Annotated in this window: 9 protein-coding genes; 6 read left to right on the top strand and 3 right to left on the bottom strand. The window is 41.9% G+C overall.

What is annotated here, in order from left to right; genetic code table 11:
* Positions 1–280: 280 nt before the first annotated feature.
* Positions 281–2,479 carry an ATP-binding protein gene (locus AAG747_RS00090; RefSeq protein WP_346819070.1) on the bottom strand — a complete coding sequence of 733 codons (2,199 nt, stop codon included), beginning with the start codon at positions 2,477–2,479 and terminating at the stop codon, positions 281–283.
* A 379-nt stretch (positions 2,480–2,858) separates the two neighbouring features.
* Here AAG747_RS00090 and AAG747_RS00085 point away from each other — a divergent pair, with 379 nt between their 5' ends.
* The 5 genes from AAG747_RS00085 (at position 2,859) to AAG747_RS00065 (ending at position 9,930) form a co-directional block, all read left to right on the top strand.
* A complete protein-coding gene (locus AAG747_RS00085; RefSeq protein WP_346819069.1) occupies positions 2,859–3,704 on the top strand; it encodes a CheR family methyltransferase in 846 nt (281 codons plus the stop codon).
* A complete protein-coding gene (locus AAG747_RS00080; RefSeq protein ID WP_346819068.1) occupies positions 3,701–4,297 on the top strand; it encodes a chemotaxis protein CheB in 597 nt (198 codons plus the stop codon). The genes AAG747_RS00085 and AAG747_RS00080 overlap by 4 nt, the downstream gene beginning before the upstream one ends.
* A 3-nt stretch (positions 4,298–4,300) precedes the next feature.
* Positions 4,301–7,834, top strand: coding sequence for a response regulator (locus AAG747_RS00075; RefSeq protein WP_346819067.1), 3,534 nt, complete (start codon positions 4,301–4,303; stop codon positions 7,832–7,834).
* A gap of 151 nt (positions 7,835–7,985) precedes the next feature.
* Positions 7,986–9,506, top strand: coding sequence for an ATP-binding protein (locus AAG747_RS00070; protein ID WP_346819066.1), 1,521 nt, complete (start codon positions 7,986–7,988; stop codon positions 9,504–9,506).
* Complete coding sequence (locus AAG747_RS00065; RefSeq protein ID WP_346819065.1) at positions 9,487–9,930, top strand: response regulator; 444 nt, start codon at positions 9,487–9,489, stop codon at positions 9,928–9,930. The genes AAG747_RS00070 and AAG747_RS00065 overlap by 20 nt, the downstream gene beginning before the upstream one ends.
* 30 nt (positions 9,931–9,960) lie before the next feature.
* Here the strand turns inward: AAG747_RS00065 and AAG747_RS00060 are convergent, their stop codons facing one another.
* Entirely contained in the window at positions 9,961–10,404 is a 444-nt protein-coding gene (locus AAG747_RS00060; RefSeq protein WP_346819064.1) for an HNH endonuclease, read from the bottom strand.
* A gap of 520 nt (positions 10,405–10,924) precedes the next feature.
* Here AAG747_RS00060 and AAG747_RS00055 point away from each other — a divergent pair.
* Positions 10,925–11,353, top strand: a complete 429-nt coding sequence (locus tag AAG747_RS00055; RefSeq protein WP_346819063.1) for an ester cyclase — start codon at positions 10,925–10,927, stop codon at positions 11,351–11,353.
* Positions 11,354–11,818: 465 nt separating this feature from the next.
* Here AAG747_RS00055 and AAG747_RS00050 read toward each other — a convergent pair whose 3' ends face one another.
* On the bottom strand, positions 11,819–13,408 hold the full coding sequence (locus tag AAG747_RS00050) for a SusD/RagB family nutrient-binding outer membrane lipoprotein (RefSeq protein WP_346819062.1): 1,590 nt from the start codon (positions 13,406–13,408) through the stop codon (positions 11,819–11,821).
* Positions 13,409–13,421 lie beyond the last annotated feature (13 nt).

Genomic DNA, 13,421 nt, shown 5'->3' with positions numbered 1-13,421 from the left:
GTTAGTTAAGCGGCAAAAATATAATTCAATTCTTAATTAGACTAATTCTAAATAAATTATTTTAAAGAATTGTTCTTCTGATGTTGTAAACAAACAAGGTAAGAGTTGTTAGGTAGGGAATAAGCTGGCTTTTAAACGAAAACCGCCTGATTGTTATTTGTAGTACAAGTTAGCCTAAAAAGTACGGGCCAGCCCCACCTTGGCTCCTAAGGGGCAATCACACTTAACTTCGAGAGAGGGACCTTCGAATGCTTAATAATATTTCTGTAGGTTCTTCTTATTAACTTACCATTCTCTCCTCAGCCAAAGAAAACTCTATATAAAATTCGGCTCCTTTCCCTACTTCACTGATATACCCTACACTGCCGCCCATAGCTTCCACATATTTTTTGACAATCGCCAAGCCCAGTCCCGTAGACTTTTCATTTTTAGTAGGCCGGCTGCTTAGTTTTTGAAATTTATGAAACAATTTATTGGCTTCCAGTGAGGAAATGCCGGGTCCCTGATCCTTTACATAAAACCGCACTTTGTTTTCTTGAGAAAGTACGCCCAACCAGGCTTTCTTTCCTTCAGGAGAGTACTTAATCGCATTGGACACTAAATTTTCATACACCTGAACCATATAATTCCGGTCTACTTTTACCTCTACTTCCTGATTTAAATTTTCCAGAATCAGGTGAATTTGTTTTTGGCGGGCAGGCTCTCTAAACACCCCATGTACCTGCTCCACGATCTCTTTCGCTTTCACCACTTCCTCATGCAAATTGATTCGCTCGGCATTGATGGCTTCCACATCCAACATATAGTTGATACGTTGGTCCAGCTTTTCGGTAGCCTTACGCATCATTCCCATGCATTTTGCTTGTTCGCCGGTCAGGTTATCAATCCCACTCAATTCCATCAAACTCAACAGGCCTTTCACATTGTTCAACGGGCTACGTAAGTCGTGTGCCAGCATAGCCATGATATCATCCTTTTCCAAATTAATGCGTTCCAATGCCTTATTTTTTTCCAACAAAGCCTCTTGGCTTTGCCGGATTTGGTCGTTTTTACGACTGACTTGCAGCTTCTGTTCTCTTAATAAAAGATTGAACTTACGGGTTTTAAAATTATGATAGGCCAAGATGCACAGACTGACAATCAAAAGTAAAGAACCTACTACCAATACTTTATTCATCTGGCTTTCGGCCTTGGTACGGGCTTGTTGCAACACCTGTTCGGTTTTCAGGCTCTGAATTTCCTGGTCTTTTTGTTTGAGTTCAAACTCGGACTTTAAGCGATTGATAGAAGTAGCCTTGTCTTCATTGTAAAGATCTTCTTTCAAAACCACTGATTTTTTAAAATGCTTCAATGATTGCTCAAACAGCCCGGCCTTTTCATATATTTTCGCCAATAATTCATGGGCATCTTTTTGCTCTTCGATCAGGCCGGCATCTTCAGCTATTTTCAAACTGCGGTGCGCAGCTTGTTGACTTTGTTTCCGGTGATTTTGCTGATAAAGCGTTTTGGCGATGGAGTAAATATTTTTTGCCATCAATACCACCACCCCTTCTTTGTCCGCCAACATATTTGAGTGAGTGAAATAGTCCAAAGCGCTCCGGAAATTTTTTTCGGCAAACTTCAACTCCCCATAATTGTGGAGCACTACCATTTTACCATAGAAATTCCGTTTGTGTTCAAAAATTGCCAAGGCCTCCTTAAACATCCGCTCCGAACGCTCAAATTTTCCCTGGTCTTTGTAAAGCAAACCCAGATTGACCATTGTCACCCCCATCCCGGTAGTATCATTGATGGCGCGGCTAATCGACAATGCTTGCTCATAATAGGTTTGCGCATCCTCCAGCTGGTCTTGCCGCTTGTAGATAATCGCAATGTTATTTAATCCGGCAGAAATTGTAGCAGAGTCTTTTTGCTGGATGTATAAATCCAGCGCATCCATATAATAAGTAAGCGCCCGGTTGTAAAGCCCTTCTTGATCATACGCAATACCTAATTGGGTTTTCATATCAGCCACCCCCAAACTATCCTGCAGTTGCCAGTATACATTCTGCGCTTTTTGGTAATACTCTCTACCCAGGGTAAATTGAGCTCGGAGTAAATGAAAATCTCCCAGCAACTTATAACTTTGAATGATCAAGGCCGTATCACCGGATTGCAGGGCAACTTTTCCGGCTTCTTCATAACATTGCATAATACGATCCGTATCTCTTTGATCATCCAGGTACTTTGCCTTTTGGATTAACAACTTATGTTGCAAGTGTAGAAAGCCCTTTTGCATGGCCAATTCCAAGCCTTTATCAACATAAATCAAAGCGGAATCAGGCATTTTGTACTGATAATAGTCACCCAATTTATTATAGATTTCAACCCGGAGGCTGTCATCCGCACCGGCCAATCCATGGTGTAAACTATCGGGAACAGAAGCAAAAACGAAAGGGGAAAATAGCACCCAGAATATCAAAGACCCAAGGAGTCGCATACTTAATTTATTCCTTAAGAATGGAGAAAAGATAGTTGTGATGATAGTTAATGATAGTTCTTCGAGTATATTCTTATACTACAGTTTTTTAGTAAAAATATTAAATTTTCAGAAATGCCAATTCACTTGCCCGGAAATCCACCTCTCGAATTCCAATAAAAAAGCAGCATCCAATACTTAATTTCTATATTTTGATACCTTATTTTTTGTAAAAAACTTATGATCAAACTTAAAATATCATTATCTTTAATAAGCGGATTTTCTATTTTTTAGCGATTCAAAATAAGTATGTTTAAAATCCGTAACAGGCTGTCTCTTCGATATTTTCAGATACTTTGAACGCACATCCCCGGAGTCATTCTACCAAACAAGGTATCCTATGGGCCCTATTAGCAATCAATATATCAGCGATCAGGAAATCGAACAATTCCTGGAGATCATTTTCAATCATTATGGATATGATTTCCGGGAATACAGCCGGGCACATATCAAAAGGCGCATCTTACATTGGTTGCATTTACAAGATATCCCCACGTTACAAGCCGCACAGGAACAAATCCCCCAAGACATCCCTTTGGCTACGGCCTTAATCCGGCAGTTCTCCATCTGTGTCACCGAAATGTTCCGGGACCCGCAGTTTTACCTGAAATTCCGTCAGGTAGCCATTCCCCTCTTGCGTACCATTCCCTTTATCAGAATTTGGAATGCCGGCTGTGCCAGTGGAGAAGAAGTATATTCTTTAGCAATACTTTTAAAAGAAGAAGGCCTGTACTCCCGTTGCCGGATTTACGCTACCGATTTCAATGAAATGAACCTGGCTTTGGCCCGGGACGGTATTTATAAAAATGAGCGAATGCGGGAGTACAGTATCAATTATCGTTTGTCGGGAGGAAAGGAAGATTTCAGCACGTACTATTACAGCCAGTATAAAGCGGCCATCATGCATCAGAATTTAAAACAAAACATTGTCTGGGCCAACCACAACCTGGTAACGGACTGGGTTTTTAATGAGTTTGATCTGATTATTTGTCGGAATGTGATGATTTACTTTACCCGCCCGCTACGGGATAAAGTATTCAACCTTTTTGTGGCCAGCCTCAGTCCACAGGGCATCTTATGCCTTGGTACAAAAGAAAGCTTAAAATTTACTTTGGTACAGGATCAGTTTAGCATATTGAGCGAATCAGAAAAGATTTATAAGAGAAAATTAATGCATCATTCATGAACATCACCTGGACAAAATACCAAGCTATTGTGATGGGGGCTTCGGCCGGAGGACTCAAAGCCATCCGGCAGTTGGTGTATGCCTTGCCGGCAAGTTTCCCTTTGCCAGTCATCATTGTTCAACATATTGCCACAGATAGCAGTTTAAGATGGATTACCTCTATCAATAACCAAGCAATCATACATGTAAAAGAGGCGAATATCGGAGAAAAGGCACAAGGAGGAATCGTATATTTTGCCCCTCCAGGCTACCATTTGCTAGTGGAAACCAATTGCACCTTCACCCTGACTCTTGACGAAAGAGTCAACTACGCCCGGCCTTCTATTGATGTATTGTTTGAAACAGCCACCGATGCCTGGAAACACAAGCTCATTGGAATCGTATTGACCGGTAGCAACCAAGACGGTGCGTATGGTCTGAGTTTGATCAAAGAAGCCGGGGGCCTCGCCATCGTCCAAAAACCGGAAGAAGCCGAAAGCCCGGAAATGCCCCAAGCAGCCATCAGACGCGCCAACCCACATTGGATACTCTCCATCCAGGAAATCACGGATTTGTTAATCACGAACCTTGTCAGTTCGCCAACTGTAAATTGATTTATGAAAAAATACTACCATACACTCGCTGGCCGGATTGGATTAGGATACGCACTGGTACTTGTATTACTGGGTGGAGGAATTCTCATGATGTTATTTCAAGTAGAAAAAATCAAAAAGGTTTCCCATCGAATCATTCAGGACAGGGCCCCCACCACCCAAGCCAGTTTAAAAGTCATTAGCGGAGTCAATCAATCTGTGGGCGCTTTAAGAGGATGGCTGATTCTCAAGGATGAAAGTTTAAAAAAAGAATGGGAAGACGCCTGGCAGCAACTGATAAAACCTGCCATGTACGAAATGCATGGATTAAGCACGGAGTGGACCAACCCCAAAAATATTCAAGACTTACAGAAAGCGGAAGATTTGATCCGAAAGCTGGAACACTACCAAAACGAAATAGAGCATTTCACTATCCTTAACGATTCGGCTAAAGCCAATGAACTACTGCGGAAACAGGCCGTCCCAACCTCACTAGAAACACAGGACATCTTAACCCAAATGCACCAAAGGCAAAAAAAGCTGATGCTTGCCGATGAACTACGCAGTACCCAGGTTTTAAAGCAAATGATTTATACCAACAGCTTTTTACTGGGTGCAGGTGTTTTGTTGAGCGTATTGCTTTCGATTGTCATTTCCCGTTCGGTGTCCCGTCCGGTAAATACCGCTATTAAAGTAGCCAATAACATAGCGGAAGGCCACTTAAATTTTCCTATCCGTATTCAAGGCCCTAAGGAATTACAAGGTTTGGGGAAATCTTTGCTGCTGATGCGCGATGCCTTGAAGGTCAGTAGCCAAAAGTCCAAAGATTATAACTGGCTCAGCAACGGATATAATCAACTGAGCCAGAAGATGCTGGGAGAGATTCCTTTGGATAAGCTCTCTAACCACATCATCGGTTTTTTATGTCAATACCTGAAAGCCGTAGTAGGCGCCTTGTACCTACTCAACGAACGGGGAGACGAACTACAATTACAAGGGAGGTATGCATTTGCCAAAGGGGAAGAGTTCCGGTCGTCTTACCGTCCGCAAGAAGGCTTGGTAGGACAAGCCTATACAGAAAAAAAGCCTATTTGGGTAGAACAACCCACTGCCGGACAGGCCTTGGTTTGCGGTACTTTTACAGTGAGTTCCCCGATACAATTACTTGTCTATCCCTTCCTTTATAAGGACCAAGTATTAGGCGTAATAGAGTTGGGTACATTTACTCCCTTTACTCCCCTACAAAAGGAATTTATTCAAGAAGTAATGCCAGGTATTGGCATCCGTATACAAGCAGCCATTACCCAAAAACAAATTATTGAACTCTTGGAAGAAACCCAGGCACAAGCAGAAGAACTGGAAACCCAACAAGAAGAATTGCGACAAACCAATGAGGAGCTGGAAGAGCAAAGTAAACTGCTCAAAACCCAACAGGAAGAAATGCTCTATACCTATGAGCAATTGCAGTTACACCGCAAAGAACTGGAAAGCAAAAACGGTGAACTGGAGAGTAAAAGCCAAGACCTCATCCAACATGCGGAACAACTGACTTCGGCCAGCAAATATAAATCTGAGTTCCTGGCCAATATGAGCCACGAACTGCGGACACCTCTCAACAGTATGTTGATTCTCTCGGAAACTCTGGCTAAAAACCAGGAAGGCAACCTGGAGCAAGAACAAGTCGAATGTGCACAAATCATTCACCAAAGCGGTATGGATTTACTCAATCTCATCAATGATATTCTCGACTTGAGTAAAATTGAAGCAGGTAAAATGCATATTGAAAAAAGAGAAGTTTCCCTTTCAAAAATCACAGAAAGTATTCACTATACTTTTACCCCTCTGGTTCATAAAAAAGGCTTAAGCCTATCTGTTGACATTGCCCCGGAGGTACCGGATGTCATTTGGACCGATTTGCAAAAGTTAAATCAAATACTCAAAAACCTGTTGAGCAATGCGGTCAAGTTTACGGAACAGGGAGACGTTTCGGTCCGTTTTTCGATACAATCTCCCGGTTTATTATCCATAAAAGTTCGGGACACAGGGATTGGGATTCCCCAAGAAAAGAAAAAGACCATTTTCGAAGCTTTCCAACAAGCAGAAGGAGGCATTTCCAGAAAATACGGAGGAACAGGCCTCGGGCTTTCCATCGCTTTACAATTGACCTACTTGTTGGATGGGCAAATAGAACTGGAAAGTCAAGTAAACAAAGGCTCTGAATTTACGCTGACCTTTCCACTTATACCCCAGAACACTGAAAGTACGGATACGCTACTTCCAGAAGAGGATACTATCGAATCTCTCGACTTAGCCACACAACAATTACTACAAGCGGCTTATATTAATTATCCAAGCATCAAAGATGACCGGCAAAGCATTTCAAAACAAGACATAGTGGTGTTAATTGTTGAAGATGACGCTCATTTTGCCAGGATACTGAAAAAACAAGCCAATGCAAAGAATTATAAATGCCTGGTAGCCGCCACCGGAGAAGACGGGCTTTTGTTGATTGAAAAATACCGCCCGGATGCCATTATTCTTGATTTGGAACTACCCGGAATGCATGGAAACAGCCTTTTAAAAGAATTAAAAGTGCATGCCGAATATAGTAAGATTCCAGTACATATTATTTCGGCAACCGAATACAGTTTGGATTCTTACAAAGCAGGAGTCGTACAATGCCTGACCAAGCCCGTCAATCAGAGTCAATTGGAAGAAGTGTTCGGAGAAATTGAAACGTTCATCCATCGCAAAATGAAATACCTCCTGATTGTGGAAGACGATGCGCATACCCGCAAACATATCAAAAGCGCCATTTCTTCTTATGAGATCAAACTTTTTGAAGCCGATACGGCAGAAACAGCCCGGAAGATTATCGAAAAACAAACCATAGACTGCATTGTACTGGACTTGATACTACCCGGGCCATCGGGCTTTGATTTAATTAACGATTTGCAAAGAAACCAAACCCATCAGCTCCCGCCTATTATCGTCTACACCGGAAAGGAACTCAGCGAGGACGAAGTCAATCAAATGAATACCTGGGCAAAAAGTATTATTATCAAAAGTGAAAAATCAGAAGAAAGGTTGCTCGATGAAACCGCCCTGTTTCTCCACCATACAGTTGATAACTTACCGCATAAACAGCAACAGCTTATCCAAGAAGTATATGACAAAGAAGAAGCCTTTAAAAACAAAAAGGTACTGCTGGTAGATGACGATATGCGCAATATGTTTGCCCTTTCGAAAGTACTCAAAGCGCAAGGCATTCATGTATTAAAAGCCGAAAACGGTTTGAAAGCCCTGAATGTACTGGAACAAGAGCCTGATATACACCTTGTTTTGATGGACATCATGATGCCGGAAATGGATGGCTACGAAGCCATGCGCAGAATCCGCAAGCAACCGGCCTTTCACCAACTGCCGATCATTGCCCTGACGGCAAAAGCTATGAAGGAAGACCGGAAAAAATGCATTGATGCCGGAGCGAACGACTATTTCACCAAGCCCGTAGAGATCGATAAGTTACTCAGTTTGATAAGGGTTTGGATACACTGACACTGTAAAACCTCACACATAAATATTACCTAAAAAACAGCACAAACAATTGGTTTTTTTTCGAGTTATAAAAATATAACTACAGGTAATCAGCCAGAATCACTACTTTCCGGATATTTTACAAAAGATCCCTATCACTAACTTCGAAGCCATGAAAGAGATCAGCTACACTGACAAGAGACATCCCAAACTACTGCTTGTAGACGATAAGCCTGAAAACCTTCTTGTCCTTCAAAAAGTACTAACCGAACTGGAGGTAGAACTCATCACGGCGACAAGTGGTAATGAAGCCTTGAAACATACACTAAACCATGAATTTGCCTTGGCCCTGCTTGACGTGCAGATGCCTCAAATGGATGGCTATGAACTGGCGGAAATTCTCAGGGAAGAAGAAAGCACCTATGAGCTTCCGATTATCTTTATCTCCGCGATTTACACCGACCGCCTCAATGTATTCAAAGGCTTTGAAAAAGGGGCTTTTAGTTTTATTACCAAGCCTTTTGAACCACCTGAACTTCTCAATAAAGTTCGCTTTTTCATAGAAAAATTTCATATGGAAAAAGCTTTTCAAGAGTCCAGAGCCAAATATATGGAGCTATACAATAGCTCCCCGGATATGTTGATTTCCTTGGATATGGAAACTACATTCATTACAGAATGTAACGATACTTTATTAAAAAATACCGGATACCTTCGAACAGAAATTATAGGTAAATCCATTTTTGATATTTACCATCCCGACTGCCTGCAAGAAGCCCAACAAGCCTTCCGTAATTTTGCTCAATCTGGGAAAGTAGAAAACATAGAGTTGATTCTGAAAATGAAAGATGGCGCTAAGCTCAATGTATTGTTTAATGCCACCGGAATGCGCGATGTACATGGAAAGATTATCCATAGTAACACCAGTTTACGTAATATCACCGAACTGAAGTCTGCCCGCATTCGCCTGGAAAAAACGCTCAAAGAGCTGCAACGAAGCAACGATGAGTTGGAAAACTTTGTCTACCTCACCAGCCATGATTTACAAGAACCCATGCTCTCCGTCATCAGTTTTATCGAATTGTTCAAGAAAGAATATGAACAGCAATTTGATGAGAATGCCGAAAAATATCTACAGTATACCTTGGAATCGGCCAACCGGATGAAAGAATTGATTACCTGCTTACTGGATTATTTGCGGATTGGACGAGAGAAAATCATAGACCCCATCGATTTACCCAACGTCTTAAACGATGTGTTGGAAGAACTACAACCGTCCATACAACTGAACCGGGCTGAAATTCTGATGGACGAGCTCCCTCAAATTACCGGTTGTGAAGAAGAAATCAGGCATTTGTTCCAAAATTTGATCAGTAATGCCATCAAATTCAAAAAGAAAGACCAAAAACCTATCATCCGGATTTTCTCCAAAGAGGAAGAATTAAACTGGGTATTCTGTGTGGAAGACAATGGCATTGGCATCTCGCAACAACACTTTCATAAAGCCTTTAGCATATTCAAACAATTGCATAAAAGAGGGGTGTATGAAGGCATGGGAGTGGGCTTGGCCATTTGTAAAAAAATCATTGAAGAGCATGGAGGGAAAATTTGGGTAGAATCTCTGGAAAACCAAGGAAGCAAATTTTATTTTACCATACTTAAACAACATTCTTATGAAGAACAAAACTTATAAAATCCTATTAGTCGATGACAACGAAACCACCAATTTCATTCATCAACGCCTGATTCAACAATTAGGCACTACGTATGTGGTAGATGTAGCGGAAAACGGCCAGGAAGCTTTGGATTATCTCACCCAACAAGGTAAATACCAGGATAATACCAGTAACACGGCTCTACCGGATATTATCCTGTTGGATATTAATATGCCTATCATGGACGGTTGGGAATTTCTGGATGCCTATGTCAAGTTGAATGTATTCCGGGAAAAGCGGGTACCGGTGGTCATACTGACTACCTCTCCCAACCCTCAAGACAAACAAAAAGCCAATACTTTTAAGGAGGTAGTTGATTTTAAAAACAAACCCCTGACTTCCAACATGCTCTTAGAGCTACTGGAGAATCCCTATAACAACGGAAATAACTCAAGCTCTTAGTTCCCCTTTCGACAAATATCTATCCAATGATTATTTACGAGGACCCAAGAAATTCCCCAACAATAACCCGACTACGATCAAAATGGCCGCCCCGGTAGCACCCCAACACACGCCTAAAGCACCACCCAAAACAGCCCCGAACCTGCGGTTGCGCTTTTTAATTCTTCGCTTCTTGGCTTTGGAATAGGGTGCCCGGGTAAAACCAAAGCGCGCTCGTATAGACCGGGTGCTACGCGTTCCTTTGCTCCGGTTACAAGTAATACAAGCCGGGTACAAGTTTGTCAGGCGGTCGGTACCGCCCTTGGCTTTGGGTTTGGAATGTTCTACTTCCCAGGAGCCCTGTTCTCCGAATTTAGCATACCTTTCAAAGGATAATTTTCCATGGCAAATATGACAATGACCGTCTGTACGGTCAAAAATCTCTCTTAAACGAGACCGACTGTAAGACAGTCTTCTCTTAAGGGAATTCATCATCCGTCCTGTTATTTTTTATGGTTTATTTGTATAAAGCACCGTAAAAATAACGCTTATCTCTCTATTTTCAGTAGTTTATAAAACTTCTTTTCCAAATTCATTATTTTTCTTTGAAAAGGCATCACGGCAAAAAAACCGCGAAATTTACTAAAAAACAAAATGCCTCTCCTCATAGCATGCCGGCACTCAAGGCATTTTCCCTGAAACGACTCATAAAAACATAATTTCCCCTCTACCGTGACAGGTTATGTGAAGTGTATAAACATCCTACTTCCGGAAGGCCTGAGTACTTTGTAAACAGAGCGATTGCATAGAAGAAATCAGACCATCGACATTTGTTTATTTGAAAAGAGTAGCAACCAGGTACAAGTCAAAAATTCTGTCTTTCCGTTCCTATCATCTCTGGAATAAATTCATTAACTTAGATCTGAAATTTACCCTTCCTAATAAGCACTGTTATTTGCATTCGCAACGTAAGTTATTGACTACAGTTCTTAATCTTTTTGCCCTTCGTACATTCATGGAAAATAAACATTTGGAAACCTTACGCAAAGCCCATCAAAATTTTAATCAACGAGATTTGGATGCGGTCGTACAAATGCTCAGCCCCTCAGTTAATTTCACCGACCATGGTCATCATCATGAAGCCCATTCCCGGGAAGAGTTTAAAAGTTGGATGGAAATTTTTATCGGTATGTCTTCGGATGTTCAGTTATTTGATTTCAGTTATATTGCCGGAGAAGGGAATTGGGTAACAGCTCGTTTTACGGCCAAAGGGACCAATGACGGAATGTTTGAAAACGTCCCACCTTCTCAGAAACGCTTTGAAGTGGACATTTGTGAAGTTTGGCATTTTAACAAACAAGGAGAAGCCTTTGAAGGGCATCATTATGGAGATGCCTTAGGATTGTTGATCCAAATCGGTCATCTGCACGAAGCCGCTCATTAAAGGCCCCTTGTTGAAAGTATTGCAGCTCTACGCAATACGTTTACACTTGGCTAATGGCAAAACAGGAATTTTACATCAAACTATCCCTGCTTTTCAGGAATACGACAAATAGTTAACAACTAAATAAAAACCCCTGGTAGATCCTGCCAGGGGTTTGTGAATTTAGCCAGACAAAGAGCTGTTGACTTTTAATCTTTCGTTTTTAAAAACCTATTGATTTCAAGCAATTTTTGAATACCTGTAAAACAGGCATAAAATGCTTCCAAAAAGATTTTGGATTTGCTTTTCAAAAAGAAAATACCTCTCGAACGAAATAAGTATACGGCTCAATAGGTACTTCCCATGAGTCTTCATAAATCGAGAAAACCAGTAATAAAGCCAGATGTAGAAGGATATATACATAGTAGAGTTTCATTGACATAATATGTTAAATTATTGGCAATAATTACCTCTCCCAACATGGCCTTAGGGAAGTACTCCCCGCATAGGATCGGTATCCCACCAAACGGTATTTCCCCAAAAATTACGCTTTCCATCCAGCGCCTTTCGGACATTTTCTCCATTATAAGTTAGTTCATCGTTCGGGTATTCAAAAGAACGAGGGATCCGCCCATTCAATTCCGGATCCATATCTCCTGTAGGAGGGGCTACCTTTAACTCCGGATAGCCTGAGCGCCTCCAGTTGGCAAAAGCTTCTTGCCCGTTCAGAAAATGGTTGATGTACAATTGTTCGTTGATTTGCCGGAGCTCTTGCCCGGTCGTCAGAGGATATTCCTCCAAATAAGTATCCATGTCCCCGTTTAAGGAAGGCGGACAACCGTATACCTCCCGGAGCATGACTTCATGGGCCCGTAGCGCTTTTTCATAATGGACCGCAGCCGGCTCCCCCGTAACCTGCCAACGGTGGGCCGCTTCGGCCTGAAGCAATTCCACCTCCGTATAGGTCATATGCACATAAGGAGCATCCAATCGGGTCATTTCTCTACGCGCCTGTAAGAGTTGATCTACATATTCCAAAGGCAACTTTGTACCATCTTCTATAATTACCGTATCCGTAGGGTTTTTATTAGGAACATCCCATAGGAAATATCCGGCGGGATGCCCCAGGTATTTTCCAAACTCTTCGGTCACATCAATACTACCGGTAAAAGCATCTCCTTGGAATACCCCAAACATTATGGTTAAACGAGGGTCATTTTTGTGATATAACATATCGGAAAAAGTGGAACAAATACGTTCGGCACCTCCAAAATGGAAGGTCTGTGAAAGGCCGTTGCCTCTGAGCTCGTCTAAACCCGCTGAATAAGGGAAGTTCTCATGTCTCATCACCAGCATGTCTTCATTGCTCTGCATCAAGCCGGCCTGAATAGCTTTGGAAGCTTCTTCTTTGGCTTTGGCCTCGTTTACATGCACCAGGCGCAAGGCCAGGCGCAAGTGCAGGGAATTGATCAAACGCTGCCATTTTTGCATATTCCCATTGAAAAAAACATCCCCCTTTACATTGCCTTGGGAGCCCTGTGCAATCTGGTTATGCATGGCCTGCAACTCTTCAAAAAAATGATTGTAAATTTCTTCCTGGGCATCGTATTCCGGGAAATACAACTCTTCCAAATAGCCCTTTCCAGCCTGAAAATAGGGAATATCTCCATAGGTATCCGTCAATTGGGCAAACAAGTAAATCATCAGGGTATTGGCCACTATATAGTGGTTCTGCATGTCAGGTTGACCTTTAACATCGTGCAAAGCGATCCGGAGGTTCTGGATATATTCATAATGTGTATTCCAAAGTCTATCCATTAAGTAGGAAGCTTTATGATACACTGAGCCCTGTCCAATCGCCCATTGGCCTGCCAACTGCTGGGTAATCCCCATTCCAAAGGTATAATTATACCCCCAGATGGACTCACGGGAGCCGCTCATTAGCGCTTCCACATTCGTAATCACCTTATCTATTTCGGTTTGTGTAGGCTGGGCTGGATCAATATTAAGTTCCTCAAAATGCTGGCAGTTTGTCAGTCCAAGCATGAGCAGCAATATCAGGATTGTATTTTTCATATCTTACACAATT

The organism is Rapidithrix thailandica, from assembly GCF_039710355.1.
In the GTDB taxonomy this organism is placed as follows: domain Bacteria; phylum Bacteroidota; class Bacteroidia; order Cytophagales; family Flammeovirgaceae; genus Rapidithrix; species Rapidithrix thailandica.
The sequence above is the reverse complement of the archived record's forward strand: the minus strand, read 5'-3'. Positions and strand labels throughout refer to the sequence as shown.